Raw genomic sequence first — 16,633 nt, forward strand, 5'->3', positions numbered from 1 at the left:
TCTCGTTGAGCCTGAGGCGTGCCGCAACTATTTCACCGCCGCCGGATACGGATTCGTCTGAATGCCCGATGCTCTAGAGCATCGGACGAGAAAAGTGGAATCCACTTTTGGGATTCGATCCGATGCTCCCTCTCTCGCATGAGCGCATCGTTGGACGCTGAAAACCGGATCCACTTTTCGCCAACGCGGCCCTTCGGGTCCGCACGATGCGCTAGACACCGCGCCGGCATCATCAACCGATTAACGCCCTCTTGATGAAGGAGGCGGTTCCAACCCATCTGGAACGCGGGGGTCAGGCGAGCGGTTACGCCGGTTGAATTTCACCCCGGGAATCCGGCGGATTGCGGGCCCGATCCGCCTCTGGGTCAATCAGGACAAACCCCGCAAGCGCCCCCAGAATGGTCAGGCCTCCCGCAATCAGGAGGGCTGTGCGGGCTCCGTCCGCCGGGTGGGTGCCGACGTCAACCACCACTCCCGTGATCACCGGGGCGAGAGGGCCGGCCAGCGTCGTGATCGCGTTGGTGACGCCGAGGACCGCCCCGCGCCGCTCGACCGGAGTGACCTCGGCGATCAGGACAGGTCCAAGCACAAACATCACGTTGCAGAGGGAGAACGCGATCACGGTGCACACGATGATCGGCAGCGCCCCCTCGGATCGCGCTAACAGAATGATGATCAGACCCGCGGCGAGTGTGCTGGCGCACGCAAGCGATCCGCATGCCATCCTGCCCGGAACGCCGCGCTGCTTCAGACCGTCGGACAGGGTCGATAGGCCGGGCAGGAGCACGATCTGACCGAGGGACACCAGCATCATGATCCAACCGGCCTGGATCAGCGTGTAGCCGAAGGCCTGGGTCAGGAACGCTGGCAGCCAGACGACCGCCAGCGTCAGCAGCCAATAGGCACAGAAGCCGACAACCTGAACACCGATGACCGTTCGACACCTGAACAGCCGGCGGTACGACACCCGCGCCGTGGGCTCGCCGGAGCTCATTGCCTCCGGGGTGAGGGGCCCCTCGCGAGCAACCGCCAGCCATGCGATGCACCAGACGAGGCCAACCGCACCGAGAAGCCCAAATGCGGCGTGCCAGGACCATGCGGTGACGATGGCGAGGATCACGGGCGCCGCGATGCCGTTGCCGGCCAAGGCTCCGATGGCGATGAGGCTCGTCGGGACGGCACGGCGCTCGTTCGGAAACCATTTGTAGGCGGCATGCAGCGCGACCGGGTAGGCCGGCCCCTCGCCGAAGCCGAGGGCGACCCGGTTCACAACCAGGGCGGCCACCGAGACCGACAGCATCATGGGCAACTGGCACAGGGACCAAATCAACGCGAGGGCCGCCAGCACCCACGTGCTGGCGACGCGGTTCACCAGGAAGCCGCCGATCACGCCTCCCACTGAGAAGAGGGTGAAGAAGCTCGTCGCGATCAGGCCGAATTGGCTATGAGTCAGTCCAAGGTCCTGCATGATCGGAACAGCTGCGAGGCCGAGCACCGCCCGGTCGGCAAAGTTGATGAGCATGAACAGAAACAGCAGGCCCGCCACGATCCAGGCATAAGCCGGATCCGGCGCTTGGGCCGTGGATGCGGTCTGCGGGCGCGCCTCCGCCATCGCCTCGCCCTCCTTATCTGGAGGATGGAACTGTGCGGCAGCAACGCAAACGTCTTGTGCCGATGATCTCCTGTCGCTCCCGACTGCCAAGCGCCGCCGTCACGTCAGGCCCGATCCACAGCGAGGATGTGCCGGAATTGGGCCTTTTCGATGTCTCAAACCGGCAAGAGGTCGTCCCGATAGATCCCGATAGGTCAAGCATGGCACGCCGACCGAGCTACAGCATCGGACCCAAAAGTGGATTTGCACTTTTGGGACCGATCCGATGCTTTCTCCTTCAATGAGAGCATCGTTGAGAGCGGCAAACCGGATCCACTTTTCCGCACGATGCTCTAGCGCATCGTGCGGAAAAGTGGCCCCGGTTATTCGCTAGCGCGGCCCTTCGGGTCGCGTCCAATGATGCGCTGCTCTGGGAATGAGCATCGGATCGAATCCCAAGAGTGGATTCCACTTTTCTCGTCCGATGCTCTAGCGTGACCTCAAAGGCAGGGGAACCCAAGGCTCGCAAGAATGCCAGTCGCCAACATCCCGCTGGCCAAATCCGATCCGGACAAGGCACCAGCGTTGGCTGGACGCCGTCCCCTAGCTTGGTTCAAGGCTGGTCAGCGGGCTTGTCACCCGGCGGTGCCCAGGCCCTCCCCATGAAGGAGGCTAACTGACGGGAGCTGGAGCACGATATGGGTGACATCCGGCTCCCGCCGGGTCGTGATCCCGAGCCCGCTGATCTCGAACACCTTCAGCATCGCGGCGTTGTCCGGCAGGATGTCGGCGGTCAGCTCCCTGAGCCCCGCTTGACGGGCCAAGGCCACGAGATGGCGCATCAGGGCCGTGCCGATACCTTGGCCCTGGTGGACATCGTCCACGGCGAAGGCGATCTCGGCTTGGCCTGGCTGCACCACGATGTAGCGCGCCCCGCCAACAATCACCGGTCGCCCGTCTTCCTCCAGCACAGCGACCAAGGCGACGTGGCTCACGAAGTCGGCATTGACGTAGAAGTCGACCTCCCGGTCCGTGAACCTGCGCTTGAAGGTGAAGAAGCGCCGGTAGAGGGATTGGTCACTGGTCCGGCCGACGGCGGCGAGTAGGCCGTCACGATCCTGAGGCTTGAGGGCGCGGATAACGGCCGTGCGTCCGTCACGCAGGACCTCGGTTGCCAAGTAGTCTCTCGCCTGCATCATCGTGCTCAAAGACTTCAGGCTGGGTCGAAGACGGCGCTGTGCGCCATCCCATGAAAGTCCCGGCGGCTCCTGCGCGAAGGACCTCAATAGTACCGGCGGTAGGCCACGCGGCGGCCGTAGTAGCGCGGGCCATAGTAGCCCCGATAGGCGCCATAATAACGAGGCCTGTAGTAGCCCCGGTACGCGCCATAATAGCGAGGCCCGTAATAGACGCGCCGCGGATAGTAACGCGGACCATAATAGACCGAGCGTGGATAATAGTAGCGCGGAGCGTAGTAGGCCGGCCGCGGATAGTAGTAGGCGACGCGCGGGTATGCGTAGCCCGGCCATGGGCCATAATAGCCATAGGCAGGATATCCATAACCGTAGGCTGGATACCCGTACCCGTAGGCAGGAGCAGTGGCGGCTGCGGTGATCAGGCTCCCGAGGATCGCTCCCCCGACCAATCCAGCCGCGACAGCGCCGCCCCCGCCGTGATGATGGTGATGATAGCCGCGGTATTCACGCCAGTACTGGGCGTCCGCCGTTCCGGCACTGCCGGCCAGGATCAAAGCGGCAGCGGCGACAGTTGCGAGTTTCCTCATGACAACCTCCAAAAGTTTCGTGCCCACCCTCTCTGTCTCTTCGAAGCTCCTCTTGGCCGTGCAGCTGCATTCATCGATAATGCACGGCAATGAGCTCGGCCATGCAGGCCGGACGCTCGTGGTTTTCAATCTCAATTATAACACCGTAGGTGACCCGCAGGCCGCTGCGCTGCGCGTCCTCGGCGGCCGCGATGGTGACGCGCCCGCGCAGCCGCGAGCCCGCCGGCACCGGAGCCAGATAGCGGATGCGGTTCGCTCCGTAGTTGAGTGTGTTCCTCACCCCTTCCAAGCGCATGACGGAGCGAATAAACACCGGTGCGAAGCTTAGGGTGAGCAGGCCGTGGGCAATCGTGGTGCCGCCGGGCAGCTCGCGTTCGGCCCGCGCGACATCGACATGGATCCACTGGTCATCGCCGGTGGCCTGGGCGAACTGGTCAATGCGCTTTTGGGTGACGTCGATCCAGTCACTCACCCCGACCTCCACTCCAACCGCCGCTTTGATCTCGTCGAAGTCCCTGAAGGTCCGCATTGTGTACCATGATCATCGAGGCTACCGTCTCAGGCGTGATTTCTGCACCGTGCCCCCGTCGCCTCCGCCTTCTCCGGCAACGGTGTTGAGGCACAGCCTGACCCGATTGTCCTCGAAGTCGCGCATGGTCAGGCAGACCTCGGCCTCCTCCAGGCAATCGCCCGGGCTGCCATAGCGGGCGCAGAGCTCCTCGCTCTGGGCCCGGATCTGGTTGATGATCCCGTAAACGAAGTTGCCAGACCGGTCGGGCTGCTTCCTCGTCGGCTTTCGTGCCGGTGCCTTGGCGGATCCGGACCGTTCGGATGAGATCTCCATTGACCTTGCTCCGATCTCCTGCGCTGCTGCGGGAGTTAGGTTGTCCGCCAGAGCCGAATGGGCCGCAAGGGACAGGCCGAGTAAGTTCACTGCCACCACGGAAAGAACCTGCCGCTTTGTTGATGCTCTCAAAGAAGTCACCATCGCACTCCCTTGCTGGTATTTGACTGATGGCTCGTCTGAGCTCGCCTTTCTCGACGGTAACTGGGGAAGGCCTGCAAGGGCCGCTATGACCAGGAACCTCATCGCGAGCACTGCTTGTACGCGGTGCCGATCGTGTCCTGGGCATTGAAGTAGCGCTTGAGTGAGCCGTCCGGTTGTGGCGCCATGAGAATCCGTACCTCATTGCCAGCCACGGCGTTGGCGCAGTCGAGGACCAGGAGCTGACGGTCGCCGTTCGGCCGGACCGATTTGATGCGGCACGACGCCTGGGGCGTCCTCAGGCGGCTGCCGGAGACGATGAAGGCAGGCGCGAAGATGTCGACCGGCCTCTTGAACGAGGTTTCTTTCCCGGCGGACGCGTAAACCTCCGCGCATTCCGCGCTCCCGGATAGCCAGGCGCCCTGATAGGCCGCAAGGCCTCCCTGCGCCACTGCGCCCGAACCCGCAGCGAATGCGGCAAGGCCAAGCCCGGCGGTACTGGCGAATCCCGCAACTCCCATCGTGGCCTCCTCCCGACAAACGCTCGCCCGTGACCGTCGCAGGTGGGACCACCCGCCATGGCTTAGCCTGAAGCGCCGGAACTCAATCCCGGCCCTAGGCTCTCACGCCACGCGGCTGGTCCGCTGCGCTGTTTCCTCCACCTGAACGGTGGTCTTCTCCGCCTGAACCGTGATTGTCTTCGTGGCCTCGTCGGCCATCCGGATCGCAATCTCGGCGAAGCGTCGGCTGGCCTCGACGCTCCACTCCAAGTTGTCGAGAACAAATGAACTCTGAACGGCGAGAAACTCAGTCGTCGACCGGCAGCGGGCGAGGGCTTGGAGGCCATCGAGGTTTTGCCGCAGACGCCGCTCGCTCAGGCGGATCCATTCGCGGGAGACCTCCTCGACCGCATGGGCGAGGGCCGTACTGGTTTTCGCCACGGCCCGGAGATTCTGTGAAGTCTCCGCGGTCAGTCCATAGAGCTCCCCGTCAGCCAAGCCGAAGCCCTGCATGGATTGGCCCGACGCTCGACAGGCCAGCTCGGAGACAGCGCCTACACTCCTCTCCGCCACCTCCTGCAAGGTACGGGCCATGGTCTCCAAACCCTCAAGGCCAGCCCGCAGCGTGTCGGCCAGGTCCTCCGTCATCAGCCTTGCGGTATCGCCGTGCTGGCGGGTCCGCTGCGTCTCATCGTTCATCGTCATTTCATCCTCCACTCCCTAGCGACTGCGGTCCTGGAGGTCCGTTGCCAACCCACGCCCCAGCCCGGTTCCCGCTTGAGAAACGGGTAAGCCTGTGGCCTTGGGCGCACGGCACCCGCCTTGCCACGGGAGACCATGAACCCCCCATGCAACCACTGTAGGCTGGCCAGGACCGCCCGCTTGACAGAAAAGGACAATATCTTGGCAGTTTGGGTCAGCGACCCCACACTAGCGGCGAAGATGCCGCCGGCGCCGTCTTCGGCGCAAACTTGCCGTAACCGATGGCGACGATGATTTGCCCCCGGTGAAACAGGCAGCATCCAGGAGGCGCAGCCCCATGGCAGCGCCGGCCCCTTCTCCCTGAGGTGCCGCAATCACGGCTGGCCAACCTTGTCCCGAACTCGCTCCCATGTCGAACAGCAAGGACGCTCGAGCCGCAGCCTTTCGGAAGAGGCCGAGCGTGCAAGGGCCGGGCAATGGTGGAGAGAAAACCTTTGCAGAACAGAAGATGACTGGTTTGGCCCTGCTTGATCGTTCAGGACAGGAACTTGGGCCGCTTCGAGATGAGGACGCCCATGCGGTGGCACGCTGGCTTGCCCTGGAGGGTGATCCCGGTCCGCTTGGGTCGGTAAAGGCCCCCGAGAGCCTGAGCGTGATGCCTTGATGGCAGACATGTGCGGCAGTCAGGCTGCGGCATGCAGCTCGTCATCGCGGCTCTCCCGTTCACGGCCCGACCGGCGGCCCAAACTGTCAAGGGATTGTCTCTGTCGATCAGGCACGGGGGTGCGGATGGGCTAGTTTGAATCGAAAGGGCAGGGAGCCATGAGACCCCATCCTGGTGTCCATCGCCGTCGCAGGTTTTGCTACAAGTGCCATCGCGCAACCGGGACCAACAACCCTTGCCATGACCTGTGCGCAGGCAAGGGGAATCGTGGTGTCGCAGGGCGCAGCCGTGCTGCGCACCGAGCCAACGACCTACGACCGCTATGTGCGGGACGCGAGCTTCTGCGCTTTCCAGGAAACGGCACATCCGGCCTGGGTGGAGACGGCCGACGCCACCCAATGCCCGATCGGAGGGGTTTGCTGCTCCATCGAGATCGACAACGGGCGATGAAGGGAAACGGCCAAGCCCGAACGGAAAGGCAAGGGGTGAGGTCATGACCGACAAGCCCTATCCCGCCGCACACCCGGTGGCCGGAGCATCACCGCTCAAGGCATCCTTGCTCAGGCCCTCGCTCCTGTGGCTCCTGATCCTCGCGCCAATTGCCGTCGGTCTCGACCACACTGGCACCCTTCCGGCCGGCGTGGTCTTCTTCTGTGCCACCCTGGCCATGCCGGCGCGGAGGGCGGCTATGGCGATGATCAGCTCCGGGAGGTTGCCGAAGGTGGCGTTGAACCCGGGCGGTGATCTCACCCTTGCAGAGGTACCCCTGGTGATATCGCTAGCCGGGTTCCGGCGTGCGCCATTCATCGTGCGTCACCAGGAACTTGCTCTCGATCTCGACAGGCATGGTCACGTCCCTTCATGTCGTTCCTTGGTATCGCGATACGGCCGCGTCGATCGTGGGGAAGAACCGCGTCTCGCCGAACCGATCGAACAACCCGAACCTCCTCAGCTTGTCCTTGACGGGATCCTTCAGTTCGGCAAACCGGAGCTCGATGCCCTGCGCCAGCAGAGTATCGTCAAGCTCCATCAGGGCATCGGCCGCGGTCACGTCGACGCTCGTGACCGGAGCGGCTGCGACAACCACGCACCGCACCGGCGTCGGCGATTCTGCCACGGCAGCGAGAACGCGCTCGCAGAACAGCTCCGCGTTGGCAAAGAACAGGGGCGCATCCCAGCGAAACAGGACCAAGCCGGGAATCCGATGGGCCTCCGGGTAGCGCGTGACGTCATGGTAACCCTCGATGCCGGCCGGACGTCCAAGGACCGCGGAGTACGGACGCCACCCGTCCCACAGGAACTCAATGATGGCGATCACGATCGCCAAGCCGATCCCCGGGATGGCGCCGAACACCGCAACCCCGACGAAGCAGGCGACCGAAAGCCAGAACTCCCAGCGCTGAATCTGATAGATCCGCTTGAGGTCGGCCACTTCGAACAGCCCAATGGCCGACGCGATGACGACGGCGGCCAAGGCGGAGGTCGGCAGGTTCCGCAGGAGATCGGGGGCCACAAGCAGCAGCAGGGCGATAGCGAGCGCGCCGACGATTCCGGTCAGTTGCGTGCGGGCTCCTGCGGCCTCGGCCACGGGCGTGCGCGAGCTGCTGCTGCTGATCGGGAAGCCCTGGAAAAGGCCTGCGGCCAAGTTGGCGGCTCCGAGCCCAGCCATCTCCTGGTTGGGATCGACTGTGGTGCGGGTCCGTGCGGCGTAGGCCGGGAGAGCACGCTGGTGTCGGCGAAGGACACCATAGCAACAGCGCAGCCCCCGATCAGCACGGGAACGATATCGTCGATTCCGATCCAGGGGATCGCGAAACGGGGTAGGCCCTGGGGAAGGGAGCCGAGGATCGAGACGTTGTGGCGCTGCGCGAGGTCGAACATGCCGACAAGGACGGCGGCACCGACGACGGCGACCAGGATGCCGGGCACGCGCCTGCTTCCCCGCAGCAGCAGAATGGTCGCCAGTGTTCCCAAGCCAATCGCAAGGGCCACCCAATTCGTCCTGCCGGCCAGGATAGCCCCGCCGATTGCCCACAAGTCCCGCAACGGTCCCGTGCTGTCGATCGAGAAGCCGAAAAGCTTGGGGAGCTGACTGATCAGGACGGTCAAGGCGATGCCGTTCATGTAGCCGTAGCGGATCGGCTTGGACAGGAGCTTGGTCACGAAGCCCAGGCGTGCCAGCCCGGCCAGGATCAATACCATCCCCGACACGAGGGCCATCATGCCACCCAGGGCGACGGCACGTTGCGGATCTCCGCTGGACAACGGGAGCACGACGCCGAGGATGACAGCCGCAAGGGCGGAGTCCGGGCCGAGGACGAGGATGCGGCTCGGTCCGAATACCGCGTAGATCAATAGCGGGACGATCGTGGCGTAGAGGCCGCAGATGCCCGGCAGGCCGGATGCCACGGCATAGGCGATCCCGACGGGGACGAGCATCGTCGCCAGCACCAGACCGGCCACGATGTCGTGTCCCAGCCATGCGGTCTCATACCGGAGAAGGGTGCTGAGCCCGGGCATCCAGCGCAACCATTCGACCTCATGACTGATCACGCGGGCGGCCGACGTCCTATCCTGATTGCCTGGGCTTCGAGCCTCATGTCCACCTGTCGCATTGCCCCCATCCGCAGGCGGTACTGTCGCGGCTTCCACCCGGCCGGGGGGAAGTGGATTCGCTGGGTGCGTGCCGGCCATGACCGCGCTCCCGGTTGCGCCGTCATGGCGCTCAGTACCGTGCCGGCACGATGTGTGATGCCGGCAGCCCGTCCTCGGTTCCCTTCGGCCTCGGCTCGGCCTTCGGCACCTTCGGCAACTCGACCTTGACCTTCTTGTACGGGATTTCGCTGAGCATATGCGCGATCAGGTTTAGGCGTGCGCGGCGCTTGTCGTCTGATGGCACGATGAACCATGGATTGGCAGGGGTATCCGTGGCCCGCAGCATGTCCTGATAGGCGACTGTGTAATCCCACCAGCGGCGCACGGACTCGGTGTCCATCGGGCTGAGTTTCCAATGCTTGACCGGATCATCGATCCGGTCGGCGAAGCGCCGCCGCTGCTCGTCCTGGCTGACATCGAGAAAGTACTTGAGCAGGATGATGCCGTTGTCGACGATCTCCTTCTCGAACGACGGCACGAGTCGCATGAACCGCTCGTACTCGTCGTCGGTGCAGAAGCCCATCACGCGCTCGACCCCGGCCCGGTTGTACCAGGAACGATCGAACAGCACGATCTCGCCGGCGGCGGGGAAGTGGGCGATGTAGCGCTGGATGTAGAGCTGGCTCTTCTCCCGCTCGGTCGGTGCCGGCAGGGCGACATGGCGGAAAACCCGGGGGCTGACCCGCTGGGTGATCCGGCTAATCACCCCGCCCTTGCCAGCCGTGTCGCGGCCCTCGAACACCACGATGATCCTGGCCCCCGTCGCCTTCACCCAGGTTTGCAGGCGGACGAGTTCGACTTGGAGCTTTCTCAGCTCGCTCTCGAACTCCTTCCGCTTCATCCTCCCTCGAATACCGGAGTCAACCGCCGCGTCGATGTCCGCTCTCTCGTTCTTCAGAAGCCCTTGACGCTTCATATCATGCGCCGTGTCCCTGGAATGACGGATACGTGGGCCCGCAGGTTCGGAAGCACGGGAACGAAGGGTGTGTCATCCCCAGTTCGCTGCGGGTACCGATCGATAGCCAGCATACAGAAATACCTCATCATCGCTTGACCGGACGTGACGGTGGCTTGGCATTTTGGGACAGCTCGCGCTCTTCGGTCTCTGGGAACGGGTGCGGGCGGGGTGCGCCCGGCCAGTCCATTCCGGCGGGCATCCGTGCTCCATCACATTCTGCCATGCCGTCGAAGCCGAATGGTCCCGCCTTCCTTTGGCGCCATTGAGTTGCGACGGTTCGGGCCGCATGGCTCGAATCGTACTCTCCCTTCGCCTTTGGGCGCTCGGCATCGCGCTCCTCGGATGCGGCCTGGAGGCCGGCGCTCAGGCCGAACCTGGCGGTGGATCACCAGCATCCTTGGATGTCTCCGGCAATCCGCGCCACGGGCCGGGAGGTGTCTACGCGCGGGTCCCCGCCACGGATGAATTCGGGCGCGATCAGCTTGCGATGTTCCGCGCCTGGAACCCCGACCCGATGGGCAATCATGAGGCCAACCTCAGGGTCCTCAACCCGGTGCTCGCCAGGGTGGTGCGAAAGGTCCGGGCCGACAATCCCGACCTGCGCTTCGTGATCGGCTCGGGACGGCGCAACGGCCGGTTCCAACGAATGGCGATGGCCTGGGGCTGGTCCAGGACGCAGGACAGCCCACACCGGCGGGGAAACGCGGTGGACCTATGGCCGCTCGACCCAGCAGGCCGGGTTTTCTTTGATCGACAGGCCCAGAACAGGATTGCCGCCGCGCTGAGGAAGGCCGCCGCGGATCTGGGCGTGCCGATCCGCTGGGGCGGCCGGTTCCGCGGATTCAAAGACATGGACCGCTCGCATTTTGAGCTCGCGCCGCCATAACCAGAATGGGTGCCTTACGGCTGCCAGATGTCGGCCTTCTCGCCGTTCATTCAGCGCCGAAGCAAGGTCAGGTCCGTTGTGGCTCGAACAGGACCGTTCGCTCCAATGCGGTCAGTGACTATTATTCGAAAGCGGTCGGGACCAAGGTTTGCAACCATCATTTGGGCTGTCGTGTCACCGTAGAGGGGTTTGGGCCATTCAATCGTCAGGTCAAAGTCCGTACCCGTCTGTCGGCCGCTGAGGCGAGCCGTCCCAACCCGTGAACCCGTATAGGTGCCGGTGACCTGACCAGACCGGGAATTCCAAGCCAGATCGGCGCTGATTGATCGTGAGATGATCAGATAGGCCCAGCACGTCCCTTGAAGGGACAGACCCGTTGCTCCCTGCTGCAGGATGGTGAAGCGGCAGCTGACGTGATGGGACGTTGCATCAGGGCCTTCCAAGATGGTTCCAGACCCCGAGAAGGTGCCAGCGTAGCCGTCAAGGACCGCAGGCGCTGCGCCCGCATTACCCATGAGGCTGAGCAGCGGGATCACGCCCCAAGGCAACCGGCGGGAACGGCAATTCATTGATCCATCCGTTTGCGTATCAGCCCGGTTGATCCGGCTGGGCTGACCCCGATTATGCCCGACGGCAGTCATCGTGAGAACGCCCCCTGAACCGGTTAAGCCATAGGGGGTAGGGGCGCTGGTCCAGGCAAACCTGCTGCCGATTGTGCCCGCGCGGCAAATGCAGCGATGCCCCTTCACCGCCGGGGTACGCTGACGGTACCATCAGGCGCATGGGGCTGGGCTCAAGCGGAGAGGTCGGCGATGCCTCAGGAAGAAACCCCCATGTACTCGCAGCTGACGACGCCACGAGCGGCCGCCGTTGCCGGCATCGCCTTTTCCATCCTGCTGGTCATCATCTTTTGGGTTTTTCGGAGCGCGGTGCCGGCCGATCCGTTGGAGCCAGGAACTTGGCTGGCCGACGGCTCGCGGTCCGTGGCATTGGCCCTGAACCTCATTCCCTTTGCGGGCATCGCCTTCCTGTGGTTCATCGGCGTGCTGCGCGACCGTCTCGGTCCGAAGGAGGATCGCTTTTTCGCGACAGTGTTTCTGGGGAGCGGCCTGTTGTTCCTGGCGACCCTTTTCGTGGCAGCAACCATTGTTGGCGCATTGCTGCTCATCGCACCGTCAATCGAGATGACCGGGACGACTACCGCCCCGACTTTCCGCTTCGGACGCGCAGCCGCCTACATCCTGTTCAACGTCTATGCGATCAAGATGGCTGGCGTTTTCATGATTTCGACATCCACGGTCGTGATCTACACCGGGATCGCCCCCCGGTGGATCGCAGGGCTCGGCTATGCGCTGGCAGCGCTGGTTCTTCTCGGCAGCTTTTATTTCAGCTGGAGCATCATGGTTCTGCCCATATGGGTGCTGCTGATTAGCGTGCACATCCTGATCGAGAACCTAAGCGGGCGGGACCACAGCCCCGGTCGGCAATAGAGTCAGATTCTGGGCATCATCGGACGCGGCAGGCCGGGGCCACTTCTCCGGACGATGTGCGAAGGAGCGCCCCAAGCAACCGAAGGCTGAAGAGTACTTCCACCGGAGGCCCGCCTCTGCGGCAACCCTACCGGGCACTGCCACGTTGGCAAGAGACCCTTCGCGGCCGATCACAACTCGCGGGGAGGTCGGACACCAGCATCCCAGACGAGGAGCGGAAGATGTACAAGCTTGCTTTCGCTCTGTGTGCGTGTGTAGTCATTTCAGCCTGTTCACCGACGACGACTGGAACCGCGGCCAGGGCCACGATGGGAGCGCTTGTCGGTGGTCCCGTTGGTGCGGTGGTCGGTGGCGTCGGTGGCGCGGCCGTGGGTGCGTCCGCAGGCGCCCGGACCGCCCAGGCTGCCCCCGGGTACTGCTACATGTACGACCAGAACGGCCGTATGATGATGGATGCCTCCGGTCAGCCGCGGCTCCGTCGCTGCTAGCATATTGAGTGGAAAATTGGCCCTGGCTCGCCGGGCCTTCCGCGAAATTGAATCTGTGAAACAGGAAGGTCTTGGTCATGGCACGTTCCGGACCAAAGAACTTGGTCTGCTTTGCCGCGTAAGAGCTGACGTTTGTCGCGCGATCGAAACGTATCAGTTTGACCCGAAGCTGACTCTAAATGATCCGAGCCATGTGGTTTTGGTACAGCACAATCCTCGCAGTTCACCCAACGCCAATACCCCAAGGTGTGCGTGACCTATCCACCTCGAGCGTTACCGAGAACGGTCTGAGCCCTTCAAGCGCGCGAACCGCCCGGGCGGGCAACCGAGCCGCTTGCGAAACGCTGTGCTGAACGCGCTGGCGGATTCATACCCAATCTCATCCGCGATACGGTCAAGTGTCTTCACACCTCGTGTGAGCGCGTCTTTGGCTAGCGCCATTCGCCACCGAGCCACATATTCAATTGGCCCGCACCCCAGAGTATCTCCAAACCGAGCTGCGAACGCCGAGCGGGACATACCTGCCATCTTGGCCAGTTCAAGGACCGTCCACCCCGCTCGGACGTCGGCGTGTACGGCGCGCAGAACGCGCGCAAGAGCTGGATCATGCATGCCATTGAGCAGACCTGAGGGTAGGGCATTTGGATCAATGCTGCGCCAGCGGAGCGCTTCCACAAGCAAGACCTCCAGGAGCCGCTGCAAAACCATCTCCTTGCCTGGGTCTTCGAATGCGCACTCATCTGCAATCAGTTTGATGACGCGACCGAGCTTGCCTGTGCGCCCCTCGGAGGCACGGATGTGGATGACGTCTGGCAGGAGGTCGAGCATGAGAGGCGCATTGACCTGCTCTATCTGGAATGTTCCGCCGAGGGAGACGAAGTCAGGTGCACCTTCCTGGTCCCCATGTCGAACAGCAGCGCTCGCCGGCTCCCGCGGCTCGCACTCAACTCCCGGGTGGCTGTACATTGAGAAGGCGGGGGTGGAAGGCACCAGCAGGAAGTCGCCCTCTTGGATCTTCACAGGCTCCTTACCCTCAAAAGCAACCCAGCAATCCCCCTGCAGGATGAGGGTAAAGCCGGGGGCATGGTGAGCTGCATAGCGAACACCCCAGCGCCCACGGCCTGTGATGGGCTTTGAGACTGCAGTGCTTGGGCGGAGCAGGGCAATGATGTCGCTGAGGGGATCCACTTTGGACGATCTATAATCTTTTACGGACGCCCTATTATGGATCGTCCTATGCCTGATGTCTAGGTTGTGTCCATCGAAACGATGGAGACCCCACATGCCAAAAACAATTCTCATCACCGGCACATCTTCAGGCTACGGCAAGGCAGCGGCCGAGTTCTTTCTCGCTCGCGGCTGGAACGTGGTCGCTACGATGCGGCGGCCTGATCCAAGTGTGTTTGCTGATGACTGGGAAAGACTGAGGGTCCTGGCGCTCGATGTCACGAATGAGCAGAGCATCGCCACCGCGATTGACGTAACCGTGGGCGAGTTCGGTGCAATCGACGTCTGGGTGAACAATGCCGGCATCGGCCTTGCATCCGTTGTTGAAGCAACGCCAGACCACACAATCCGGGAGGTCTTCGAGACCAACACGTTCGGCGTGATCGCAGCTTGTCGTGCCATCATCCCTCAGATGCGCAAGCAGGGCCATGGCGTGATCGTGAACGTAACGTCGAGCGTCACGGTCTCGGCGTGATGCCGCTGGTTGCTGTCTACGCCGCCAGTAAGTGCGCCGTTGAGGGCTTTACCGAGTCGCTCTCGTATGAACTGGATGGGTTCAACATCAAGGCACGCTTGGTCGAGCCTGGTTACGCGCCGACAACGAACTTCAGTGCCAACGGCGGTGCCCGGATGCAGGGCTTGATCCCGGATGAATACTGCGATTTCGCTCAGGCCTGCTTCTCGCGCTTTGGCAATTATCCCACCGCCTTTTGCACCGAAGCAGAGGTTGCAGACGCCGTCTATGCCGCCGCCATGGACGAACAGTTCAGAATCCGCTACCCCGCTGGGGCGGATACGAGACTTCTTGCAGATCTGCGGTGGAGCACATCAGAGGAGCAGTATCAGCAGAGAATGCGCGAGATGTTCGGTCCGAACCGATTGGGATCTCCCCCTAGCCGGACATGATTCGTGTTGTCTGGCCAATGCTTAGCCGTGTCACACTCAGAGGCGTGGCAGACGAACCAGCCAAACACCCTAATCGTTTGGAACATCCAGAATGTTCTAGCCCCGCGCATCTTGGTGCGAGTATGGGGGTGCCCAGCCAGACCGGCTTATAGGACTTGGCCCGGAGTTCGCCGGATGCTGCAATTTTCGATGGCCGCTCGGCCAGTGAGGAGCTGACTGAATACACGGCACCACACAGCTTCGCCTATGGGCGGAGCGCCTTCCGCAATGCGCCGCATCATCTGTCCAAACGGCTTTTAGGCGAGGGGACCATCACACCGGACAGATTGGAACGTTACTGCGATGGATCCATGCTCTCTGCCCTACGACGGGCCACTAAATGCTGGAGCGGTACTTGCTTGGGTCGATGTAACGACGAAAGGACTGCTGTTGGCACGAGGCGGACCTTAGCCGAAGTTCGGCATTCGGGCCTTCTTCGGTGAAAAAGGCTGAAGCGGTTCCTCTCCACATGACGTGCACCGGAAACGCCGCCCTATTAGCGCTGCAGGGGCGGCTTGAAGGGTTGCGTTGTGCCCACGTTGGCAGATGATCGTGAGCGGCATGATCGAGCTGCTGCTGGCAGGCGTCACACCGCATCGTCCGAGATCTCGCGTTCCTTGATGGCCCGTCGCTTGAGGCGCTCGTGATCAAACTTTATCATTTTGCCAGTCCTTGATGGGTCGCCCCATCGGCGCACGCTCCACGAAAGCCGGGGACATCCAACAGGTAGGCGCAAACCCTGTCCCCTGGTTGTCCCCTATTGTGCGCAATTCGCGCCCGCTTTTGCGGTTGGGATACGGTCTAAAGGCCCTTTCATGACTTCCTGCAAACATTTTCCTATGGGATTTTATGAAGTTGGCAGGGGACAGGCCGTACGCTTTCCTCTCCCATTGACTGTAGATGGCGAGGAGATTTTGAGGGCCCGGCCGCGACAGGCATCGCTGGAGGCGCTGCCCGTCCCGCCCTACTCGTGGCTATCTGCAGATTGCGATCTCGGTCGCGGGTAGGTCGTGGGGCCGATCGTGACAACGCATCCCTATAGGGCCGCTTTTATCACGCCCTACTGCTGAGTAGGTCCGGATGGGTCTAAGGCCGCCGAGAGCCCCGCATGAACTACAACTTAGGGACCAGGAAGACATTGACGTCCTTTCCCAGCAAGGTACCTCAACACGCTGGCCTCTGATCACGAGCGTGGCCACTTGGTCGTCCACTGGGTCGGGGACCGGTCACGTGACAGTGTGCTCGGCCGAGCACACTGTCACGTGACTACTGCTGGTCCGCGGCGGGCGGTTATGGACTGCATTCACCTCGTTCACTTTCTTCACTCTCTCTACTCTCCCCGGTGGTGAGTTCTGAGTGAATGCAGTGAACAGGGTGATCAGGGTGGGTATATGCGCCAGATCCGGCCCTAGAGATATATCCACCGTTAACCAGATGGCGTACCAGATGTTTTACGGAATCATAATTTAGCTGCCCCTTTTCAGCAATTTCCTTCGGGCGCAGGGGCGTTTCGGAGGCTTTCAGGACTGCGATTATCGTGTTCCTTTCCTTAGAGCGGTGCGTCACCTCAGCATCTCCCAGCAGTCGCCAAGTGCCAAATTGTCCGTCGAACGCAAGCGAGACCTCGATCTCTTCGAGGTCTCGCCCTCGGCCGTAAAGCGTTGGTCCACGCTGGCTCCGATCTAGAGCATCGGGCATTCAGACGAATCCGTATCCGGCGGCGGTGAAATAGTTGCGGCACGCCTCAGGCTCAACGAGA

At 62.6% G+C, this 16,633-nt stretch carries 16 protein-coding genes and 1 pseudogene; 6 read left to right on the forward strand and 11 right to left on the reverse strand.

The window, feature by feature from the left end:
- Positions 1 to 304 precede the first annotated feature (304 nt).
- From DC522_RS28580 to DC522_RS28610, 7 genes are all read right to left on the reverse strand, one after another.
- Positions 305 to 1,612 carry an MFS transporter gene (locus tag DC522_RS28580; protein ID WP_116531930.1) on the reverse strand — a complete coding sequence of 436 codons (1,308 nt, stop codon included), beginning with the start codon at positions 1,610 to 1,612 and terminating at the stop codon, positions 305 to 307.
- A gap of 614 nt (positions 1,613 to 2,226) precedes the next feature.
- Positions 2,227 to 2,769, reverse strand: a complete 543-nt coding sequence (locus DC522_RS28585) for an N-acetyltransferase family protein (RefSeq protein ID WP_371680740.1) — start codon at positions 2,767 to 2,769, stop codon at positions 2,227 to 2,229.
- Positions 2,770 to 2,873: 104 nt separating this feature from the next.
- Complete coding sequence (locus DC522_RS28590) at positions 2,874 to 3,374, reverse strand: hypothetical protein (RefSeq protein WP_116531932.1); 501 nt, start codon at positions 3,372 to 3,374, stop codon at positions 2,874 to 2,876.
- 70 nt (positions 3,375 to 3,444) lie between these two features.
- Complete coding sequence (locus tag DC522_RS28595) at positions 3,445 to 3,903, reverse strand: MaoC family dehydratase (protein ID WP_116531933.1); 459 nt, start codon at positions 3,901 to 3,903, stop codon at positions 3,445 to 3,447.
- A gap of 21 nt (positions 3,904 to 3,924) precedes the next feature.
- Positions 3,925 to 4,350, reverse strand: coding sequence for a hypothetical protein (locus DC522_RS28600; protein WP_133239396.1), 426 nt, complete (start codon positions 4,348 to 4,350; stop codon positions 3,925 to 3,927).
- Between the two features lie 110 nt (positions 4,351 to 4,460).
- Entirely contained in the window at positions 4,461 to 4,880 is a 420-nt protein-coding gene (locus DC522_RS28605; RefSeq protein WP_116531935.1) for a hypothetical protein, read from the reverse strand.
- A 102-nt stretch (positions 4,881 to 4,982) separates the two neighbouring features.
- On the reverse strand, positions 4,983 to 5,564 hold the full coding sequence (locus DC522_RS28610) for a phasin family protein (RefSeq protein WP_116531936.1): 582 nt from the start codon (positions 5,562 to 5,564) through the stop codon (positions 4,983 to 4,985).
- 835 nt (positions 5,565 to 6,399) lie between these two features.
- Here DC522_RS28610 and DC522_RS28620 point away from each other — a divergent pair.
- Positions 6,400 to 6,675, forward strand: coding sequence for a hypothetical protein (locus tag DC522_RS28620; protein ID WP_245444653.1), 276 nt, complete (start codon positions 6,400 to 6,402; stop codon positions 6,673 to 6,675).
- Positions 6,676 to 7,084: 409 nt separating this feature from the next.
- On the opposite strand, the pseudogene DC522_RS28630 reads toward DC522_RS28620, so the two are convergent.
- Both DC522_RS28630 and ppk2 read right to left on the reverse strand, forming a co-directional pair.
- A pseudogene (locus DC522_RS28630) lies at positions 7,085 to 8,745 on the reverse strand (SulP family inorganic anion transporter).
- 205 nt (positions 8,746 to 8,950) lie between these two features.
- On the reverse strand, positions 8,951 to 9,721 hold the full coding sequence (gene ppk2 / locus DC522_RS28635; RefSeq protein WP_116531944.1) for a polyphosphate kinase 2: 771 nt from the start codon (positions 9,719 to 9,721) through the stop codon (positions 8,951 to 8,953).
- A gap of 403 nt (positions 9,722 to 10,124) precedes the next feature.
- On the opposite strand from ppk2, the gene DC522_RS28640 reads away from it, so the two are divergent.
- Positions 10,125 to 10,724, forward strand: coding sequence for a M15 family metallopeptidase (locus DC522_RS28640; protein ID WP_116531940.1), 600 nt, complete (start codon positions 10,125 to 10,127; stop codon positions 10,722 to 10,724).
- 50 nt (positions 10,725 to 10,774) lie between these two features.
- Here the strand turns inward: DC522_RS28640 and DC522_RS28645 are convergent, their stop codons facing one another.
- On the reverse strand, positions 10,775 to 11,293 hold the full coding sequence (locus tag DC522_RS28645) for a hypothetical protein (RefSeq protein ID WP_116531941.1): 519 nt from the start codon (positions 11,291 to 11,293) through the stop codon (positions 10,775 to 10,777).
- 243 nt (positions 11,294 to 11,536) lie between these two features.
- Here DC522_RS28645 and DC522_RS28650 point away from each other — a divergent pair, with 243 nt between their 5' ends.
- On the forward strand, positions 11,537 to 12,214 hold the full coding sequence (locus DC522_RS28650) for a hypothetical protein (RefSeq protein ID WP_116531942.1): 678 nt from the start codon (positions 11,537 to 11,539) through the stop codon (positions 12,212 to 12,214).
- 221 nt (positions 12,215 to 12,435) lie between these two features.
- Entirely contained in the window at positions 12,436 to 12,702 is a 267-nt protein-coding gene (locus DC522_RS28655) for a hypothetical protein (RefSeq protein ID WP_116531943.1), read from the forward strand.
- Positions 12,703 to 12,975: 273 nt separating this feature from the next.
- On the opposite strand, the gene DC522_RS28660 is transcribed toward DC522_RS28655, so the two are convergent.
- Entirely contained in the window at positions 12,976 to 13,890 is a 915-nt protein-coding gene (locus tag DC522_RS28660) for an AraC family transcriptional regulator (protein WP_116531945.1), read from the reverse strand.
- A 94-nt stretch (positions 13,891 to 13,984) separates the two neighbouring features.
- Here DC522_RS28660 and DC522_RS37570 point away from each other — a divergent pair, with 94 nt between their 5' ends.
- Positions 13,985 to 14,404: an SDR family NAD(P)-dependent oxidoreductase gene (locus DC522_RS37570; RefSeq protein WP_371680746.1), complete on the forward strand. Its 420-nt coding sequence runs from the start codon at positions 13,985 to 13,987 to the stop codon at positions 14,402 to 14,404.
- Positions 14,404 to 14,835 carry an SDR family NAD(P)-dependent oxidoreductase gene (locus tag DC522_RS37575; protein ID WP_371680749.1) on the forward strand — a complete coding sequence of 144 codons (432 nt, stop codon included), beginning with the start codon at positions 14,404 to 14,406 and terminating at the stop codon, positions 14,833 to 14,835. The genes DC522_RS37570 and DC522_RS37575 overlap by 1 nt, the downstream gene beginning before the upstream one ends.
- Positions 14,836 to 16,633: the final 1,798 nt, after the last annotated feature.

The sequence above is a fragment of the Microvirga sp. KLBC 81 genome (genome assembly GCF_003075415.1).
In the GTDB taxonomy this organism is placed as follows: Bacteria; Pseudomonadota; Alphaproteobacteria; order Rhizobiales; family Beijerinckiaceae; genus Microvirga.

Excerpts from the sequence above, each read along its gene's own strand:
- DC522_RS28605 (WP_116531935.1), bottom strand. The coding sequence starts at position 4,880 with ATGGGAGTTGCGGGATTCGCCAGTACCGCCGGGCTTGGCCTTGCCGCA.
- DC522_RS28610 (WP_116531936.1), bottom strand. The coding sequence starts at position 5,564 with ATGACGATGAACGATGAGACGCAGCGGACCCGCCAGCACGGCGATACC.
- ppk2 (WP_116531944.1), bottom strand. The coding sequence starts at position 9,721 with ATGAAGCGGAAGGAGTTCGAGAGCGAGCTGAGAAAGCTCCAAGTCGAA.
- DC522_RS28590 (WP_116531932.1), bottom strand. The coding sequence starts at position 3,374 with ATGAGGAAACTCGCAACTGTCGCCGCTGCCGCTTTGATCCTGGCCGGC.
- DC522_RS37575 (WP_371680749.1), top strand. The coding sequence starts at position 14,404 with ATGCCGCTGGTTGCTGTCTACGCCGCCAGTAAGTGCGCCGTTGAGGGC.
- DC522_RS28580 (WP_116531930.1), bottom strand. The coding sequence starts at position 1,612 with ATGGCGGAGGCGCGCCCGCAGACCGCATCCACGGCCCAAGCGCCGGAT.
- DC522_RS37570 (WP_371680746.1), top strand. The coding sequence starts at position 13,985 with ATGCCAAAAACAATTCTCATCACCGGCACATCTTCAGGCTACGGCAAG.
- DC522_RS28655 (WP_116531943.1), top strand. The coding sequence starts at position 12,436 with ATGTACAAGCTTGCTTTCGCTCTGTGTGCGTGTGTAGTCATTTCAGCC.
- DC522_RS28645 (WP_116531941.1), bottom strand. The coding sequence starts at position 11,293 with ATGAATTGCCGTTCCCGCCGGTTGCCTTGGGGCGTGATCCCGCTGCTC.
- DC522_RS28640 (WP_116531940.1), top strand. The coding sequence starts at position 10,125 with ATGGCTCGAATCGTACTCTCCCTTCGCCTTTGGGCGCTCGGCATCGCG.
- DC522_RS28595 (WP_116531933.1), bottom strand. The coding sequence starts at position 3,903 with ATGCGGACCTTCAGGGACTTCGACGAGATCAAAGCGGCGGTTGGAGTG.
- DC522_RS28650 (WP_116531942.1), top strand. The coding sequence starts at position 11,537 with ATGCCTCAGGAAGAAACCCCCATGTACTCGCAGCTGACGACGCCACGA.